The sequence below is a fragment of the Christiangramia echinicola DSM 19838 genome (assembly GCF_000423065.1).
Lineage (GTDB): Bacteria > Bacteroidota > Bacteroidia > Flavobacteriales > Flavobacteriaceae > Christiangramia > Christiangramia echinicola.
In genome coordinates, this window is sequence record NZ_AUHG01000012.1 from 114,251 (window position 1) to 131,607 (window position 17,357).

The following is a 17,357-nucleotide window of genomic DNA, read 5'->3' on the forward strand; positions in this document are numbered from 1 at the left end:
TGATTGCCTTGAATTCAGCAAATCCGTCAAAAGAATTTCTTTCAAAACGCCCTTTTCACTTTTTCAGGAATTTCATTCTTGTTTTCTTTTTTCTTCCATTTCATTTTCCTTTTTCTCTGCTTCCTTAGCGTCTTCAGAAGAGATTAAAGGATGATCCTTTATATTCAGTCCTACAATTAAAATGACATTTGTTATCGTACCATATAGCATCATAACAACCGCTATAAATCCTCCTCCTAACAGGGATGCCATTCCCAGACTTATATAATAGATAGTATCATACCAGGCAGAGTCCACGCCTTCAGATTCCCGTATTGGTAGATTTAGCATTAGAAATGTTATTACAGCAGCAACAATTAATATAGTATCAGATTTTGCTATCATAAGCACATCCTTGTAATGCCTGTCTGTTAATCTTGATTCTGATGATCTGCTTAGACCGAGCAAGGTTAACATAAGTGCAAGAATAGTGGTAGACCCAAGTATCACAGTATTGCATAACATATTGATGCCAGACATGGAATTCTTAAGTAACTCCATAGCCTTATATCCTGAAATCTGTCCTAGAATAAAAGTTCCCGCTGCCATAACCAGGGTAGATACAACACCTCCTACTATGGCTCTTTTTACAATAGTATTCATTTTTGGTTTGGTTAGTTGAAATTTAAATATAATACATATAAATCATATCTGAATCCTGACTTTCAAAGAGACTGAAATTCTACTTAATTAGGCTAAGGTTCTGTTAAATGGAATAAATCTTCTTACAAAAGTTGGTAATTTAAGGCTTAAAACTTCCAACAATGTCAAATCTTAATGTAACACAAAAACTTATTAAAGAACACCTTCTAAAAGGGGAGATGGAACCTGGAAAGGAAATAGGTATAAAGATAGATCAGGCGCTATTGCAGGATGCTACAGGTACTTTGGTCCAGCTCGAACTGGAAGCCATGGGATTGAAAAAAGCCCAGACTGAAGTTGCTGTTCAATACGTAGATCATAACCTCCTGCAAACAGATTTTAAAAATGCTGATGACCATCTATTTTTACATTCAGCAGCACAACGTTTCGGACTATGGTATAGCCGTCCTGGAAACGGTGTAAGTCACCCGGTACATATGCAGCGTTTTGGTAAACCGGGTAAAACCATGGTAGGTTCAGATAGTCACACCCCAGCAGCAGGATCTCTTGGAATGCTTGCAATAGGAACCGGAGGCCTGGATGTCGCTGCCGCAATCGCCGGTCAACCGTATTTTGTAAAAATGCCTGAGGTAATGGGGGTTAAGTTAACCGGGAATTTACCTGACTGGGTAAGTGCAAAAGATGTGATTCTCGAGATGCTAAGAAGGTATGATGTAAAAGGTGGAGTAGGCAAGGTAATAGAATATTATGGTGACGGGCTCAAAAATCTTAGTGCCATGGATCGCCATGTAATTGCAAATATGGGCGCAGAATTAGGAGCTACTACAACTGTTTTTCCAAGTGATGAAGAGACTAAAAGATTTTTAAAATCTCAAAAAAGAGAAGAAGACTGGACAGAATTAAAAGCTGACGAAGGTTGTAAATATGATTATGAAGATGAAATCATTCTTGATGAGCTGGTACCATTAATTGCTTTACCAACAAGTCCCGGAAATGTAGTTCCAGTAAGAGAAGTTGAAGGCAAGGATATTAGCCAGGTAGTAATTGGATCTTCTGCAAATCCCGGATTAAGAGATTTCTGGATTGCAGGTGCCATTGTTGATGGAAAATCTGTGAATAACGATGTCTCCTTTGATATCAATCCCACCTCCAGGCAAATGATCCAGAATATGATCGAAAACAGGGCTTTTGCGAACCTTATTAAAGCGGGAGCAAGATTTCATCAATCAGGATGTATGGGATGTATAGGAATGGGCCAGGCCCCAGCCTCTGGCACTATTAGTTTAAGAACTATGCCAAGGAATTTTCCAGATAGGTCTGGAACAAAGGATGATCAGGTGCATTTATGTAGTCCTGAAACTGCCGCGGCATCAGCATTAACAGGTAAAATCACAGACCCAAGGGACCTGGAGAAACTTTACGATATGAAGTATCCAAAGTTTAAGCATCCGGAGATCGAAATTATAAATACTGAAATGTTGGTAGCACCACCAGAGGATGGAACCAAAATAGAATTAAAGAAAGGACCAAATATTAAGTCCCTACCTTATATAGAGCCTATGCAGGAGAAATATAGCATACCTGTTTTACTAAAAATGGGAGATAATATTTCTACAGATGAGATCCTAAAAGCCGGAGCAGAGGTTTTACCTTTTAGAAGTAACCTACCCGAAATTAGTAAATACTCTTATACTGTAATAGATGAAAGTTTTTATGATAGGGCCATGGATGCTAAAACAACTCACGGGGGACATATTGTGGTAGCTAAGGATAATTATGCCCAGGGATCCAGTAGAGAGCATGCAGCGATCGCTCCCAAGTATTTAGGTCAGGTTGCCGTAATTGCCAATTCTTATGCTCGTATAGCATGGCAGAATCTGGTGAATTTTGGAATTCTACCTTTAGAATTTATCAATATCGAGGATTTTGATAAAATTGAACAGGGAGACATCGTTTACTTCAGAAACCTAAGAGAAGATGTCCAGAACAGAAAAAATATCAAAGTAATAGTAAAGTCTGAAGATGGTAATAAGAAAGAAGAATTTGAAACTAAACATTCAATGAGTGACCGTCAGATAGAGATACTTATGAAAGGCGGTATAATCAATGAATTTAAAGATCGTTTGGAGCAGGAAGATCTACAGGCATAAAATCCTTTAACTGCGAGGAATAATACTAAGAAAAGCCTTTCAAGCCAATGTTTGAAAGGCTTTTTTTTTATCAATTATCATTTAAAAAATTGTCAGCATAAGTCAGACCAAAGCTAAAAAATTCCCAAACGCGGCAAACCTAGAATTAACTTAATGTTTTGATCGTAAGTGTTTTATATAGAGGCCAATTAATATATTCATGAGAAATTTTTATCATTAACCTATTTGAGATTATAACAATCTTTAGTAGTTGTAAACCTTCTTTAAAAGTTAAAATAATTGAACATAAAAAACCCCGTAAAGTTATATTACGGGGTTTTATTATATCAGGATTGATATCCTAATGAGTACTCATCTTCGCTTTGCGTTTACTAAGCTGTCTTTCCAGATCATTCGCTGTCTGCGCAATTGATGCTTCAAATGAATTTTCATTTGATTGAGCAAAAATTTCTGGTCCCGGGGCGCTTAATCTTACTTCAGTAATATAGCCATTCGGCTTTTGATTTTCATCTCGTTTAAAATATACATTTGCTCTTACTACCCAGTCATATTTATTTTCAATCTTGTCTAACTTCTTCTGAGTAAAGGCCTCAAGATTATTACTCTTGTCTATGTTTACGAATTCAAAAATAGCTTCCATATATTCTTCTTTTAATTTATTTAAATAAACTTATTTCTAGTAGGCTGACCAAGCTCCTTAGGCTATAATTGGCAAAGTTTTATCAGTATTTTTAGACTTTAAGTGCTATACCTTAAATTCTGCTTAAACTGGCGGTAAATAGTGTGAAATTAGGGATAAGCCGTATATAAATGCGTAATTTTAATATGTTATGAAAATAAAGGATTTACAAAAGAAGATGATGAGTAGGGCCTTGAATTTGGCTCGCGAAGGAAGGGATATGGATAATGGAGGTCCTTTTGGTGCAGTGATTACCAGAGGTGACGAAATTATTGCAGAATCCCGAAATGAAGTTTTATGTAAAGGAGACTGCACGCAACATGCTGAAATGCGTGTAATTCAAAGAGCGTGTAAGAAACTTAAAACACTTAATTTACAAGGCTGTGTGCTTTTTACAAGCTGTGAACCCTGTATGATGTGTCTGGGAGCGGCGTATTGGGCCGATATAGATTACATTTATTATGGAGCATCTGCACAGGATGCTAAGGAGTATGGATTTAGATACAGTGATATGTATTATAATTCTAATATTGATGATAGGCACAGAGAATTTAAGATGATCCAGTTATGTCGTGATGAAGCGGTGGAAATTTGGGATCAGGTAAGTAAAGATGAGTTACACGTTTAATAATTAAAATTTTAATACTATTACAATCCGGAGAAATATGATTCTCCGGATTCTTTAATTTTATAAAGTTCCAACTAATTAACCGAAAATGGATTCAGAAAACGATCAGAAAAATCAGGAAGAACAGGAGAAAGTTGATAAAGAGCTAGAAAATTCTGAATCTCAGGATAAAACAAAAACCAAAACTCATGGTGAAATCCTAAGGGAACAAATCATTGAAGGGTGCGAGACCTACGATCGTAGTAAATCCAGTATTCTTTTAAGTTCCTTTACAGCAGGACTGGAAATAGGCTTTAGTTTTTTAATGATCTGTTCAGTATTCGGTTTTTTTCAGGGCAAGGTAGCAGAAGAAACAATATTTAAATTGATCGCACTGGTTTATCCTATTGGATTTATTCTGGTTGTACTAGGACAATCTATATTATTTACAGAACAAACCTCCCTTTTAACTTTACCCGTGCTTAGCAATAAGAGGAGCGTGTTTAGTCTATTTAAGATATGGGGTGTAGTGATACTGGGTAATCTTGTTGGAGGTATCTTAATAGCCCTTACCTTATCCTGGATAGGACCCAATTTAGGATTATTTGATGCGCAGGTTATAGCGAAGATAGGAGAGCATTTTGCAGATTATGATTTGCCTACCATTCTCGTTAGTGCCATGCTTGCTGGATGGTTAATGGGATTACTTAGCTGGCTCGTTACGTCATCTAAAGAAACTACTTCTGAAATTCTAATTATATATATAATCACTGCTGTAATGGGCTTTACCGGCCTGCATCATAGTATAATTGGTAATATTGAAATTTTTGCAGGAATGCTCGTATCCCCGCACATAGATTTTCTTGTTTATTTAAAGACACTTATTACTGCCTTGATTGGGAATGCATTAGGAGCTACAATCTTTGTAGCTTTATTAAAATACAGAGCTTTCTTGTTTAATGTAAAAATGCCCTAATTCACTGTTAAATGATCTTTAAATAGTCTGGCATCAGTTTTTTGAATTCTTAACTTAGATAAAAATAGATGTTATGGCAAATGAGAAAAATAATGAGCAAACAGATTGGCAGAAGAATTCAGGAAGACCTTCAAATTTTCATGAGAAAGACGATAAATTGAAGAAGGACGAGGATGGGAATCTGAAAATTAAAAAAGATAAAAATGGAGTTACTAAAGAAGAGGACGAAATGATAAAGGATACTCTGGATTCTTTAAGTAACAAGGATAATGATGATAGAAATTAGTATGTAAATTTTATTTCTAATTTAAACCAGTAACAATTCGTTGCTGGTTTTTTTTTGAGTATAAAACTGTAATATTCTGAAAACTATATTATTCAATTAAAATTGAAGTGTTTACACTAATCAGTATATTTGTTTATAACTAACTGATAATGTGTAGATTAAAATTCGTAATTATTTTATTCATATTTAATTGCATGAACATTTCTGGACAGGAAGGGTATGCCATTTCCGGAGATGTGAAAGTTAGAAATGGGGAACCCTTACCCTTTGCGAATATCCTTATTTTAAAGCCGGCAGATTCCAGTTTGGTAGAAGGCAGTATAGCCGATGATAACGGAGCTTATCAATTTTCAAGCATACCAAAAGGTAATTATCTGATCATGGCTAGCCTGGTTGGTTTTGGATCATCATATTCCCTAGAATTCACCTTAATTGCAGACAGAGTTATTGAGTCTTTGATCTTAATAGAGGGACAATTAGATGAAGTACAGATACAGGGGACTAAACCATTATATCAGCAAAAGATAGATAGAATGGTTATAAATGTGGAAAATAGCATTGTCTCTGCCGGAAGTTCTGCTCTGGAAATACTGGAAAGATCGCCTGGTGTTTTGGTGAACAGACAAAGTAATAGTATTTCCATAGTAGGGAAGGAGGGAGTTGTAGTGATGATTAATGGTAAGAATAGTTATGTTCCCATATCCTCCTTGATCCAAATGCTTGAAGGAATGAGCTCAGATAATATTGTGAGTATAGAATTAATAACCACGCCACCAGCAAACCTGGATGCCGAAGGTAATGCCGGTTACATAAACATAGTTCTTAAAGAAAGGACAGATGTTGGATTAAATGGTTCTATTTCAATTGCAGCTGGTTACAGCAATGCCTTCGTTACCACTAACTCTGCTAATTTCAATTACAGAAGAGGGAAGTTCAATTTATTCGGGAATTATTCATTCTCCCTCAATGAGACAGATCAAATTTTTAAAGTTTCCCGGCAATATACTGAAGATGGTGATATGATAGGCAGTTCCACTTATTCAGACAGGGATGCAAGACAAAGAAACCATAATGTAAGAACAGGTATGGATTACCAGTTTTCAGAAAAGACAATCATGGGAGTTTTACTTACTGGGTATAGCAATCGATGGACTATGAATGCGGAAAATGAAAATATTAATACCAGGAACGGTAACCCGGAATCATATATAAACCTTGAAAATTACGAATTGAATTACTGGAAACATTTTGGGGCCAATTTTAATATTTCTCATGATTTTACCGATGAAAAATCCCTGGATTTTAACCTGGATTATCTATACTATAAAGATGATAATCCCAACGATTATCTAAATTCATACTTCGATGGAAATCAAATTTTTGAATCTGATAGTATTGCCAGAAGTACCAAATTAACTCCAATTAAAACTTTCGTAGGTGCTTTAGATTATAGTACTAAACCAAATGAAAAATTTAAAATAGAAACCGGCTTAAAATTAGCTACTTCCAATTTCGAAAATGATGTAGCTGTGGAAAATCTCATAACGGATAATTGGGTAGAAGACCCTTCACTTACCAATAAAAGTGATCTTGATGAAAATATCTATGCTGGCTATATTAGTACAGAATATTCTATAAATGATAAAACCGGGGCCAAAGTAGGTTTAAGATATGAGTACACTAATTCAAAATTAGATACTGATACGCAGGGCAGAGTAGTAGATAGGCAGTACGGAGAATGGTTTCCAACTATATACTTAAGCCATAGTTTTAATGATACGTTGAGCATGAATTTAAGTTATTCAAGGCGTATTACCAGGCCAACTTTTAATAATCTGGCTCCATTTGTAATCCTTTTTGACCCGAATACATTTATTTCCGGAAATGCTTCTTTGCAACCAGCAATTTCAAACGCTGTGAGATATAGTGTTAATTATAAATCTGCTGTATTTTCATTGGAATACACAAATGAAGATTCCTCTATTGCTAATTTCCAGGAACGCTTAGATGAAGAAACGGGAAGATTGATTTTTGAAGCAAGTAATCTGGATTACACCAGAACATTCGGGGCAAGCCTTAGTTTTCCATGGAAAGTGGCGAGTTGGTGGCGTATACAAAATAATTTTATTTATATACGGCAGAAGGTGAGAGGCTTTTATTATGAAGATCCTATAGAATTGAGTCTGGGAAATTTTTCTTTCAATATCTCTAATTCCTATAATATTTCTGAAAACTGGTCTGCAGAATTAAGCGGATTCTATACTAGCGAAGGATTTTCTGGCACTGCCAAGTATGACGCATTTTACCGGGTGGACTCTGGAGTTTCTAAAAAGTTTGGAGAGAATGGTGGCACTCTTAAATTTTCTGTACGAGATATTTTTGATTCATTTGAATTTTCTGGTGGTACAGATAATCCAGAACAAAACTTACGGACACGAAATTTCTTCGATTTTTCTGCACGCACTTTTCTACTCACTTATACCCGTAATTTTGGTAACAGGAAACTAAAATCTTCGCGAAACAGGGAGACAGGTGCTGAGGAGGAAAGGCGAAGAGTCAGTGAACAATAAAAAATAAGTTGCTATAAATATTTATTATTTTCATTCAAATTGGCTAAATTATTATCTCAATGATTAGAAAATAATAGCATATGAATATTGTTCAATACAACCTCTTAGACTACAAAGTATTAAAATATCTGGCTGCTTTATTTGTTATCATGGTCTTAACTGGATGTGGTGGAGCAAATACACAAGTGAACAGTAAGAACTACAATGAGCTTCAAGAATTGATCTCATCTAAAGAATTTGAAGTTGAGCATCACTGGGCTTTTCCTAATGGTGGTGGTAATATCAATCTTATTGGGAATCCTAATTCTATTAAATTTATGAGTGATAGTATAGATATTTATCTCCCTTATTTTGGAGTTAGGCATACCGGTGGGACCTATGGCGGCACTGATGGAGGTATTAAATATAAAGGCCTCGTAAAAAACCTGGAAATTGAAGAAAACACGAGAAAAGGAAATATAGAGGTCAAGTTCGAGGCAAAGCAAAATAATGAAAACTTAGATTTTAGAATGACCTTCTTTCCTAATAATAAGGTGAGGACAAATGTAATTTCAAGCCAAAGGACAACGATATCTTACGAAGGCAGGATAAATGGTAATGCAGGGGAGGACTAAGAAGGTAAGTTCCCGGTATATTGTAAAGCCAGTTCCAGGTTCGTGAAGTGCATGATCTTACCTTCTTTATAGAAAAGGCGTTCTATTGCGAGGTTAGTTTTCCCAATTTGTCCATAAGTGACAATGCAAAAGCTCCTTAATTTTCTGTTTTGTTCAAAGAATTTTTTCCAGTCCTGCGCGATTATCGAATAGTCATATATACGATTGGCCATATAATTCACGTAAAAATCCTTTCCGAAGCACTTTTCAGCCAATTTGATCACCTCGCTACCTTTTTCCCAGCCGTAGGTAATACCCTCATTTAATTCAGTAACTATCGTTTTATTAAGAAAAATCACGTCGCCAAAATCCAAACGATGTATTTCTTTGATCGTCTCTTCAGGCACACAATTAATTACAGAGTTTGGATGAATATCCATGATGAACAACTTGAAAATAAAAACAAAAATACCACCTAAAACGCTATTAATCAGGTTTTAGTGTCTAATTTTGTGATATATAACAAATGTTCAGGTAATTCTTAAATAGGCTAATCGTAAACTAGTTAATAAGAGATAACGCTTTATGAAATTCTTCTATAAATAAATTCCTAAGGACTAGTTATCCGTAAAAATCATCTATTTACAAATACTATTTCTCAAGATCAGGAATTGGAATTAATTTTCCATTTTTAGCTTCTCCCAGGACTACAACATCTTTGCTTTCCTTATATTCCTCTATAGCAGCCAGAAGTTGTTCTTTAGTGTCGCGTCGAATTTTAACTCCGGTACTTTTATTTTTATTTCGGACTTCTATATAAAATCCATCTCTTAAATCTTTCGGTTTGCTGGCCGGTCGTCCCATAATTGATTTTTTGGGATCAATATAATGAAGATTTTGTTAGTAGAATATATATTTATATAGATATACTACATCTTTGATAAAATTTACTGTAATAAATTTCGATGGAATGCCGGAGCAGGAGAGATCTTTCATTGTATCTAGCTATCTGATGTACTCTTATCTTCTAAATATTCTATTTTACATAATATAAATTATAGTTCAAATATATTGTATTGGTTATTTACTGATTTTTGTTTTCATTTCCTTAAACAGTTCTTTATACAAACCTCGAGCAATTAATATTTTCATGATTTCATTGGTTCCAGCGTAAATTCGGGCGACCCGGTTGTCTGCATACATACGTGCGATTGGATAATCCCACATATAACCATAACCTCCAAATAACTGAAGGCATTCATCAACAACTTTATTATGCATTTCTGTGGCAGAAAACTTTGCCATTGAAGCGCTTTCAGCAGTAAGTTTATGATTTGATAATAATATAGTGCAACGATCTAAAAATGCCTGATGTACTTGTAATTGTGTTGCACACTCCGCTAATTTAAATTGAGTGTTTTGAAATGCACCAATTGGTTGTTTAAAAGCTGTTCTCGTCGAGGTATATTCAATCGTATTTTCTATAGCACCTTCAGCTCCGCCAATAGCATTTAGAGCGACAATTAATCGTTCTCTGGCCAATTCTTTCATCATTATTTTGAAACCTGAACCTTCGACACCTAATAAATTCTCTTTTGGAACTTTTACATTATCAAAAAATAATTCGCAGGTATCCTGTGCTTTCATACCAATTTTCTTGAAAGGAATTCCTTTTTCAAATCCTTCAGAATCACTTTCAATTATCAGTAAGGATATGCCCTCTTTATCTGTACCACTATTGGTCTTAACTGCAACTATAGACATATTACTCATATAACCATTTGTGATAAAAGTTTTCTGTCCATTTACCAGGTAATGGTCACCCTTATCTATTGCCCTGGTTGTAATTGCCTGGAGGTCACTACCACAATCTGGCTCAGTCATTCCCAGAGAAGTAATCATTTTTCCTGAAGCCATTTTAGGAAGATATTTTAGTTTTTGAGCCTCGGTTCCATATTTTAAAAGGTATGGGGCAATAACATCTGAATGAAGAGAAAAACCTGGTCCGGAAACACCTTTTTTTGCCAATTCTTCTATGAACAATGCACTAAAACTGAAATCTAATCCGCCACCACCATACTCTTCAGGTATATCTATACATAACAATCCCAATTCACCCGCACGTTCCCATATTTCACGACTAACCATTCCATTTTTCTCCCATTCTTCTATCTGATCCAACATTTCATTATTGATGAAATCCTGAATCATTTTCTGGGTCATTATATGTTCTTCTGATGAATATATTTCACGCTCTAATAATACATTGTCTAACATAGCTCACCATTATTTAAATTATTATAGAATAAAAATCTTCAAGCTTATTTTACATAATCCTGAATGAGAAAGGGATTTCCTGAACACTTAATAATTTAGATATAAATGGGTTATAAATCAAACTTAATTTTCACCTAATAAAATACAAATATGAATTTTAGGTGGTTGATGAGAGTTACTTAGGGTTTTAGGGATAAAAATAATAACCTTCTGGTGCATTATTTTCTTGGAACCCCAGATTATCCTAAAGGAATTCGTTACAGATAATCAGTAAAATTCTGCCTTAAGGATTGCAATTTCGGTTCAATATATACTTTACAAAAAGGCCTTTCAGGATCTGTTTTATAATAATTGGTTATCTCCTTTCTAGATGCTTTATAAGTACCAAATTCATAAACCTTAGTGATAATTTCGTTTTGCTGAATTTCTTTAAGATCGTTCAGGATAAGATTTGCTTCTAATGATTGAGGTTTTGAAAATGTATAAATTGCTGAAAGGTATTTAAATCTCATGCTGTGATCTGAAGAACTATTATGGGTGTGAAGATGGATTTGAATCAAGTTATGAAGAGAGATCATTTCAGGATTAAAATGAACAATAACACCTTCGTAAAAGTTTTCCGGCTCATTCTTCACAGCAATATATCCTTGCTCCACCTGGTTTACTCCTTTAATCGACTGAAATACAGCCTCGGTACACCAATGGCAACCACCTCCGAATCCTATTTTTTCTAGTTCTTTCAAATTAAATTAAATAAAAAACCGGTATTAAGATAACTAATACCGGTTAATTCAAAGTCCCGGTATAATACTTCGGGATCTCCATATTTGAAATATTTATTCAATTATAGATCCGTCTTCACGAAACATAACATCTTTATTTTTTCCTTTTTGCTTGAATTCCACATCATAAAATTCCCCTTTTTTAGCACTTTGAACATGCTCTACTTCAGTGATCTCATAATCTGAATATTGCTCTTCGATTACTTTTTTTATTGCATCTGGCAGATTCTTCTTTTTTATGTCATTCTCCGTCTCAACCCAGGTTCCATCAGCGTTAAAGTCGGCTCGGTATTTCTCCCCGTCCTGCTTGAAATGCGATTCCCAGTAGCCATGTTCATCCTGTTCACAGTCTGGATCATTTTCTCCGGGATATTTTGTTTGAAAGGCCATTTTAACTGCCTCTGGAGCATCCTCTTTCTTATCATTTTTTTCCTGGCAACTTAGTAGACCTACAGTAAGACATCCTGCTATAAAAATTGAAATTTTTCTCATGATTCTTATTTTTTATAAAACTATAAAGGACTGTAAAATTAGGCGCCTAATGAAATCATAAAGTTTGAACTACTTGTAATAAGGATATTTTCTGAAAATATGATTAACTTAATTATTTCAATGCTAAAGAAAAATGATAAGAATTAATAGAACGAATTCTGACGATCCAGATTTTGTAAAACTGGTTAAGGAACTGGATAAATATCTGGCTATTTGCGATGGAGAGGAGCATGATTTCTACGATCAATTTAATAAACTAGATAAAATTAAACATGTAGTAGTTTTATATGCAGAAGAAGATGCCGTTGCTTGTGGAGCTATAAAGGAGTACGCTCCTGGGGTTGTGGAGATTAAAAGAATGTTCGTTAAACCAAATGCCCGAAATAAAGGTTATGCCAGTAAAATACTCCGAATACTGGAACTCTGGGCTCAGGAATTAGGTTATAGTAAATGTATCCTGGAAACAGGATTACGGCAGATTGAGGCAATAGGATTGTACAATCGGAATAATTATAAGGTAATTAAGAATTATGGACCTTACGAAGGCATGCCGAATAGTAAATGTTATGAGAAAGAATTATAAATAATAAGCGCGACCTAAGCCGCGCTTATTATTTAATATTTTAATCTAATTACTGACCCACTTCAACAGGTTCCGCATTTAGATCTAGCTCAATTACAGGCTTTCCTAGTTTTTTAACCTCCTCTAATTGAGTTGCCTTATCTCCAACAACTACATAGATCATCTCATTTTCATTAAGATATTTCTTAATAACGTCTCTAAAATCGTCAACCTCCATATCCATTAGATCTTCTTGTTGATCTTCGATAAAATCTTCTTGCTTTTTATATTTACTTATCTCCCTAAGAATTCCAAGCTTGGCTCCCAGACTTTCGTAAGATCGAGTATTTTCTTTTAATAACTTATTCTGTGTTAATTTCACTTCTTCTTCCCCAAAATCTGATGCATAATTCTGCACCATCTCCTGAATGATCTCTAAGGATGATAAAGTTGCATTAGCCCTTACGCTGGTTGTAATGTAGAATGGAGAAACTTCAAGGTTTTCAGAAATACCCGAATATGCTCCATAAGTATATCCTTTTTCTATTCTTAATGTTTGAAAAAGCTTACCGCTGGAACCACCTCCAAGTATCTCATTTGCATAATTTAATTCATCTGAATCTTCATTGTTTTCAGATAAAGCTAATTTTCCAATAAGAATCACAGATTGTTTTGCATCTGGAACATCTACAAAATATAGCGTCCCAGCTTTCCCCTGAGGATCTATTTCATCCTTAGTTAATGCAGGAGCCTCAGTATTCCATTTATCTGCCATTTTCTGTAATACCCCTTCTACCCTATCCTTCTCAATTTCTCCGGCTATATGAAAACTGGCATTTTCTGGAGATAGCTTTTTATAATATGCCTTTAGGTCTTCCATAGTAATCGCCTCTGCTGTTTCCAGTGTGCCACTACCCGGGATACCATAACTATTTTCTGGCCCGTATAATAATTCATAAAAAACCATTGATGCTATCGCTCTAGGATTTGCTTCTCTACCTTTAAGACTGGTTTCCAGTGCCTTTTTTAAACGTTCATATTCATTTCTATCCCATCTTGGTTCCAGCAAGATCTCCTGAACCAATTTCATGGTTTCGTCAAAATTCCTGGCAAGGCAGGTACCACCAATATGAAATTCTTCATTAGAACTCGACATGTAAATGTTAGCTCCTAATAATCCTATGGCTTCTTCAAGTTCTGCCGGAGTTCTATTTGCAGTTCCCTGCATCAATAAATCACTAAGCATAGAAGCAACCCCGGTTTTCCCTTTGGGATCTAATAATTGCCCCCCTGGGATCGTAATATCAAATTGAATCAATGGAACTTCATTATTCTCAATCCCGAAAACATTCATACCATTATTTAGCTCTGCAGTCCAGACATCTGGAGCTTTAAACAAAGGAAGCTCTCCAAAACCAGGTTCGCTTCTGTCATATTTTGATGGAGTTTTTTCATATTCTGCTTCTTCACCCTGACTTACCTCTTCGCTAGCCACGTCATTCTTAACCTCTTCTATCCATACTTCTGCTTGCTCAGATCCTTTTACGGCGAGTTCTATATTGTCTTTAGGAACAACGCTTGTCATTACGTAATTCTTCCCTTTAATGTATTGTTTATAGACACGCATTACATCGTCTTGAGTAACGGCATTCGTTAGTTTTGCAGTGGTTCCTAAATATCCAGGATCGCCATTAAATTCGTTATCCCTAACCAATTGAAAAGCTTTATTTAGAACTGTGCTTACTCCCTGGTAAAGTTGAGTTTCAAGTTCAGCTTTTATCCTTTTTAATTCTTCTTTACTAACGCCGTTTTCTTCAAACCTGGATAAACCATTTTCTATGGCGAGTTTTACACTATCAAGGTCTGTATTGGCATTCGCCCTGACTCTGAACACAAATTCGCCCGCCAGCTCACTGCTGCTCTGGTAAGTAGAAATATTCGGAGCCAACTTACCTTCCTCTACTACGGTCTGGTATAAAGGAGACTTCTTGCTTCCACTTAAAATTTGACCTAATATCTGAAGAGCATACATGTCTTTGTTATAATCCTCAACTGTTGGAAATACCATTCTTAATTCTGGTAATCTTGCAAAGTTATCTTCAAAATAAAGAGACTTGGTTTGCTCTAAATCAACAGGCATTGCTGAAAGAGGCTCCACTTCGGGTCCTGAAGGAATCTCACCAAACCATCTTTTAACCAGCTCTTTGGTTTCTTCAATATTAATATCACCTGCTATTACGAGAGAAGCATTAGAAGCGCCGTAATATTGGTTATAAAAGTCCTTAACATCTTCTAAAGTGGCCGACTGAAGATCTGGCAATTGACCTATTACAGTCCAGTTATAAGGATGTTCTTCCGGATACAGATTTTTTCTAATGATTTCGTCTGTATATCCATAAGGTGCATTATCCACACGTTCTCTTTTTTCATTCTTTACTACCTGCTTTTCACGCTCCAGTGCAGATTCTGTAACAGTATTGATCATATACCCGAATCTATCAGAATCTATCCAAAGGATCTTTTCGAAAGCATCTTTAGGTACTACTTCATAATAAACAGTTCCATCGCTCCAGGTTCCACCATTACGGCTTCCACCCCACTCCGGGATCATTTTTCTGTTTGCTCCTACAGGCACATTTTCCGAATCATTAAAACTCATATGCTCAAAGAAATGGGCAAATCCTGTCTTACCTGGTTTTTCTCTATTAGATCCAACGTGCATCATGGTTGCGACAGCTACTATAGGATCACTATGATCTTCGTGAAGAATAACCTCCAGGCCATTTTCTAAAGTGAATTTTTCGTAATCTATTTTAAAATCGATCCCAGATGAAACATCCTTATCGTTCTGTGAGGAAATACTGCCAGATATTATAAATGATAATACCAGCATTAAATAAAGTTTCTGCATTCTTAAGTTTTTAAGGTTATCTCCTTAAAAATAAGAATTTATAATAAATAGTATCTGGTTATCAGAATTACGTTAATCTAAACAACAATTAGATCAGGTAACACCTCCGATCTGGATAGTGAAAACTATTTTTGAATCTATATATTTTAATGAACCAGTAAAAGAATATTTATTCTGAAAACTTTCTTTTGCTTAAGAGGATTCCAAAAGGTTTCAATTCACTGATATTAAGAAGAACTACCGTAATAATACCTATTACTGGAATTGCCAGAATCATCCCAATAATTCCCCAAACCATATTTCCTAAAATAACTGAAATTATAATGAAGAATGGGTGTACATCTACTTTCTCCCCTACTATATAAGGCTGTAGAACATAACTTTCCACAAACTGGGTTATTGTAAAGGTTAGTGCTATGCCAATAAGAACAGTAGTGTCTCCAGAACTTAAAAATCCGAAAGCTACGGCCATGACAAATCCAATGATATTTCCAATGTAAGGGATAAGGGTAAGAACCGAAGCTATTACACTTACCAATATAAAATTATTTACTCCAGATATTCCTAGTCCAATAGAATAAAGAATAGCCAGTAAGCCCATTAATATTAGTTTACCAAGAAGATATTGTGGGGCTACTTTTGCCGATTTATTTATAATGTTTTTTACCGTGTTCCTTTTTTCATCAGGAAAAATTCGGAGTAAAAAATCCTTAAAGACATCCCTGTAGTTAAGCAAAAAGAATACATATACGAACGTGAGCAGATAATTGGCCAGAAAGCTTGATAAACCACTCATAAATGCTTTAATCCTTTCACTAGTACTGGAACTAGTGCCAGATGAATCATTCTTAGCTTCCTTGATGTCTTCCTTATCTAATGGTGAATGCTCTAAAGCAAACTCTTTTGCCTGTTCTATCTTTGGGGTCATTGTTTCCTGAATCGCTGGCCAGTCTTCAGCAAAAGAACGTATCTGGTAAGAAACAAGAGCCAATAGGCCTATTGAAATTAAAAAGAGCAGCAGGCTGTTTAATATCGCAGCTAAAGATCTTTTCATTTTCTTCTCCATTAACTGGGATAAAGGTAAAACTACAAGACTTAAGATTACAGCTGTAAGTAAGGGGGCGAAAAAACCTTTGGCCTTCGTTAATCCAAGGAATAAAAAATAGGTAGCAACTATTAATGCTGTAATATAAAATAACAGCTTTTTTTTAGTGATCATTTGGTTAGTTTTCTGGAATGGTAGTCCCAATATCGGAAATGTTTTATCTACTTTCTATTAAAGAAATCAAAAAGCTCTCTTTACTTCATAGATAATTGAAATTGAAGTAGAAAAAAAATGTAGCAGTTGGATCTAAATTGCAATTTATAGGATAAATGAACTGGTTTTTCTAATTATAGAACTGGACCTTATATAAGAGCTTGTTCTATTAGAAACCGAAAAGGTTATAGAAGATCTTAGTACAGAGGTTAAGCAGATTAGATCCAAGGCATAGGAAGTGTATTACCCAAGTGTGATCTCTAAAACTTACAATCGTATAAATTAAAAAAGCCATCATTTCTGATGGCTTTAAGTTTTCAAAAGGAAAAACTAATTAGTCGATTAGCTCAACATTAATAGCGTTTAATCCTTTTTTACCTTGCTCAGTTTCGAACTGAACTTTATCGTCTTCACGAATATCATCGATAAGTCCACTTGAGTGTACAAAGATATCTTCGTTAGATCCTTCAGCCTGAATAAAACCGAATCCTTTTGTATTATTGAAAAACTTTACTTTACCTTCTTGCATTACTATACTTATTTATTGTTTATAAATGCCGTTTTATATTAAA

General features: G+C 35.1%; 17 protein-coding genes. 7 read left to right on the forward strand and 10 right to left on the reverse strand.

The genetic code is table 11. The features are described from left to right. Positions 1-72: 72 nt before the first annotated feature. Positions 73-642, reverse strand: coding sequence for a hypothetical protein (locus tag G530_RS0109800; protein ID WP_026934367.1), 570 nt, complete (start codon positions 640-642; stop codon positions 73-75). 161 nt (positions 643-803) lie between these two features. On the opposite strand from G530_RS0109800, the gene G530_RS0109805 reads away from it, so the two are divergent. Then, positions 804-2,792, forward strand: coding sequence for an aconitate hydratase (locus G530_RS0109805; protein ID WP_026934368.1), 1,989 nt, complete (start codon positions 804-806; stop codon positions 2,790-2,792). Between the two features lie 340 nt (positions 2,793-3,132). On the opposite strand, the gene hpf is transcribed toward G530_RS0109805, so the two are convergent. Then, positions 3,133-3,432 carry a ribosome hibernation-promoting factor, HPF/YfiA family gene (gene hpf / locus G530_RS0109810; protein WP_026934369.1) on the reverse strand — a complete coding sequence of 100 codons (300 nt, stop codon included), beginning with the start codon at positions 3,430-3,432 and terminating at the stop codon, positions 3,133-3,135. Positions 3,433-3,622: 190 nt separating this feature from the next. Between hpf and G530_RS0109815 the strand changes: the two genes are divergently transcribed. The 5 genes from G530_RS0109815 to G530_RS17355 all read left to right on the forward strand — a co-directional run bounded on the left by G530_RS0109815 (position 3,623) and on the right by G530_RS17355 (position 8,524). Beyond that, the gene (locus G530_RS0109815) at positions 3,623-4,099 is read left to right on the forward strand and encodes a nucleoside deaminase (RefSeq protein WP_026934370.1); all 477 of its coding nucleotides are present in this window, start codon (positions 3,623-3,625) and stop codon (positions 4,097-4,099) included. Positions 4,100-4,187: 88 nt separating this feature from the next. Further along, the gene (locus G530_RS0109820; protein WP_026934371.1) at positions 4,188-5,054 is read left to right on the forward strand and encodes a formate/nitrite transporter family protein; all 867 of its coding nucleotides are present in this window, start codon (positions 4,188-4,190) and stop codon (positions 5,052-5,054) included. Between the two features lie 73 nt (positions 5,055-5,127). Continuing rightward, a complete protein-coding gene (locus tag G530_RS0109825; RefSeq protein WP_026934372.1) occupies positions 5,128-5,340 on the forward strand; it encodes a hypothetical protein in 213 nt (70 codons plus the stop codon). Positions 5,341-5,534: 194 nt separating this feature from the next. Beyond that, positions 5,535-7,910 (forward strand): outer membrane beta-barrel family protein, encoded by a 2,376-nt coding sequence (locus tag G530_RS16770; RefSeq protein WP_051199755.1) that lies wholly within the window; start codon positions 5,535-5,537, stop codon positions 7,908-7,910. Positions 7,911-7,990: 80 nt separating this feature from the next. Next, entirely contained in the window at positions 7,991-8,524 is a 534-nt protein-coding gene (locus G530_RS17355) for a DUF4251 domain-containing protein (RefSeq protein ID WP_051199756.1), read from the forward strand. On the opposite strand, the gene G530_RS0109840 is transcribed toward G530_RS17355, so the two are convergent. The 5 genes from G530_RS0109840 to G530_RS0109860 all read right to left on the reverse strand — a co-directional run bounded on the left by G530_RS0109840 (position 8,521) and on the right by G530_RS0109860 (position 12,054). After that, positions 8,521-8,943 (reverse strand): hypothetical protein, encoded by a 423-nt coding sequence (locus G530_RS0109840; RefSeq protein ID WP_026934373.1) that lies wholly within the window; start codon positions 8,941-8,943, stop codon positions 8,521-8,523. The genes G530_RS17355 and G530_RS0109840 overlap by 4 nt on opposite strands. A 211-nt stretch (positions 8,944-9,154) precedes the next feature. Further along, positions 9,155-9,367: a hypothetical protein gene (locus G530_RS0109845; protein ID WP_026934374.1), complete on the reverse strand. Its 213-nt coding sequence runs from the start codon at positions 9,365-9,367 to the stop codon at positions 9,155-9,157. Between the two features lie 216 nt (positions 9,368-9,583). Next, positions 9,584-10,780: an acyl-CoA dehydrogenase family protein gene (locus G530_RS0109850; protein WP_026934375.1), complete on the reverse strand. Its 1,197-nt coding sequence runs from the start codon at positions 10,778-10,780 to the stop codon at positions 9,584-9,586. Positions 10,781-11,037: 257 nt separating this feature from the next. After that, positions 11,038-11,523, reverse strand: coding sequence for a peptide-methionine (S)-S-oxide reductase (locus G530_RS0109855; protein ID WP_026934376.1), 486 nt, complete (start codon positions 11,521-11,523; stop codon positions 11,038-11,040). 93 nt (positions 11,524-11,616) lie between these two features. Next, positions 11,617-12,054, reverse strand: a complete 438-nt coding sequence (locus G530_RS0109860) for a PepSY-like domain-containing protein (protein ID WP_026934377.1) — start codon at positions 12,052-12,054, stop codon at positions 11,617-11,619. Positions 12,055-12,187: 133 nt separating this feature from the next. Between G530_RS0109860 and G530_RS0109865 the strand changes: the two genes are divergently transcribed. After that, positions 12,188-12,637 carry a GNAT family N-acetyltransferase gene (locus G530_RS0109865; protein ID WP_026934378.1) on the forward strand — a complete coding sequence of 150 codons (450 nt, stop codon included), beginning with the start codon at positions 12,188-12,190 and terminating at the stop codon, positions 12,635-12,637. 49 nt (positions 12,638-12,686) lie between these two features. Here the strand turns inward: G530_RS0109865 and G530_RS0109870 are convergent, their stop codons facing one another. The 3 genes from G530_RS0109870 to G530_RS0109880 all read right to left on the reverse strand — a co-directional run bounded on the left by G530_RS0109870 (position 12,687) and on the right by G530_RS0109880 (position 17,314). Then, positions 12,687-15,527 (reverse strand): M16 family metallopeptidase, encoded by a 2,841-nt coding sequence (locus tag G530_RS0109870; RefSeq protein ID WP_026934379.1) that lies wholly within the window; start codon positions 15,525-15,527, stop codon positions 12,687-12,689. A 169-nt stretch (positions 15,528-15,696) separates the two neighbouring features. After that, on the reverse strand, positions 15,697-16,746 hold the full coding sequence (locus G530_RS0109875) for an AI-2E family transporter (protein ID WP_026934380.1): 1,050 nt from the start codon (positions 16,744-16,746) through the stop codon (positions 15,697-15,699). A gap of 373 nt (positions 16,747-17,119) precedes the next feature. Then, complete coding sequence (locus G530_RS0109880; protein WP_026934381.1) at positions 17,120-17,314, reverse strand: cold-shock protein; 195 nt, start codon at positions 17,312-17,314, stop codon at positions 17,120-17,122. Positions 17,315-17,357: the final 43 nt, after the last annotated feature.

Excerpts from the sequence above, each read along its gene's own strand:
- G530_RS0109820 (WP_026934371.1), top strand. The coding sequence starts at position 4,188 with ATGGATTCAGAAAACGATCAGAAAAATCAGGAAGAACAGGAGAAAGTT.
- G530_RS0109840 (WP_026934373.1), bottom strand. The coding sequence starts at position 8,943 with ATGGATATTCATCCAAACTCTGTAATTAATTGTGTGCCTGAAGAGACG.
- G530_RS0109860 (WP_026934377.1), bottom strand. The coding sequence starts at position 12,054 with ATGAGAAAAATTTCAATTTTTATAGCAGGATGTCTTACTGTAGGTCTA.
- G530_RS0109825 (WP_026934372.1), top strand. The coding sequence starts at position 5,128 with ATGGCAAATGAGAAAAATAATGAGCAAACAGATTGGCAGAAGAATTCA.
- G530_RS0109880 (WP_026934381.1), bottom strand. The coding sequence starts at position 17,314 with ATGCAAGAAGGTAAAGTAAAGTTTTTCAATAATACAAAAGGATTCGGT.
- G530_RS0109850 (WP_026934375.1), bottom strand. The coding sequence starts at position 10,780 with ATGTTAGACAATGTATTATTAGAGCGTGAAATATATTCATCAGAAGAA.
- hpf (WP_026934369.1), bottom strand. The coding sequence starts at position 3,432 with ATGGAAGCTATTTTTGAATTCGTAAACATAGACAAGAGTAATAATCTT.
- G530_RS0109800 (WP_026934367.1), bottom strand. The coding sequence starts at position 642 with ATGAATACTATTGTAAAAAGAGCCATAGTAGGAGGTGTTGTATCTACC.
- G530_RS0109875 (WP_026934380.1), bottom strand. The coding sequence starts at position 16,746 with ATGATCACTAAAAAAAAGCTGTTATTTTATATTACAGCATTAATAGTT.
- G530_RS0109805 (WP_026934368.1), top strand. The coding sequence starts at position 804 with ATGTCAAATCTTAATGTAACACAAAAACTTATTAAAGAACACCTTCTA.
- G530_RS16770 (WP_051199755.1), top strand. The coding sequence starts at position 5,535 with ATGAACATTTCTGGACAGGAAGGGTATGCCATTTCCGGAGATGTGAAA.
- G530_RS0109870 (WP_026934379.1), bottom strand. The coding sequence starts at position 15,527 with ATGCAGAAACTTTATTTAATGCTGGTATTATCATTTATAATATCTGGC.
- G530_RS17355 (WP_051199756.1), top strand. The coding sequence starts at position 7,991 with ATGAATATTGTTCAATACAACCTCTTAGACTACAAAGTATTAAAATAT.
- G530_RS0109815 (WP_026934370.1), top strand. The coding sequence starts at position 3,623 with ATGAAAATAAAGGATTTACAAAAGAAGATGATGAGTAGGGCCTTGAAT.
- G530_RS0109865 (WP_026934378.1), top strand. The coding sequence starts at position 12,188 with ATGATAAGAATTAATAGAACGAATTCTGACGATCCAGATTTTGTAAAA.
- G530_RS0109845 (WP_026934374.1), bottom strand. The coding sequence starts at position 9,367 with ATGGGACGACCGGCCAGCAAACCGAAAGATTTAAGAGATGGATTTTAT.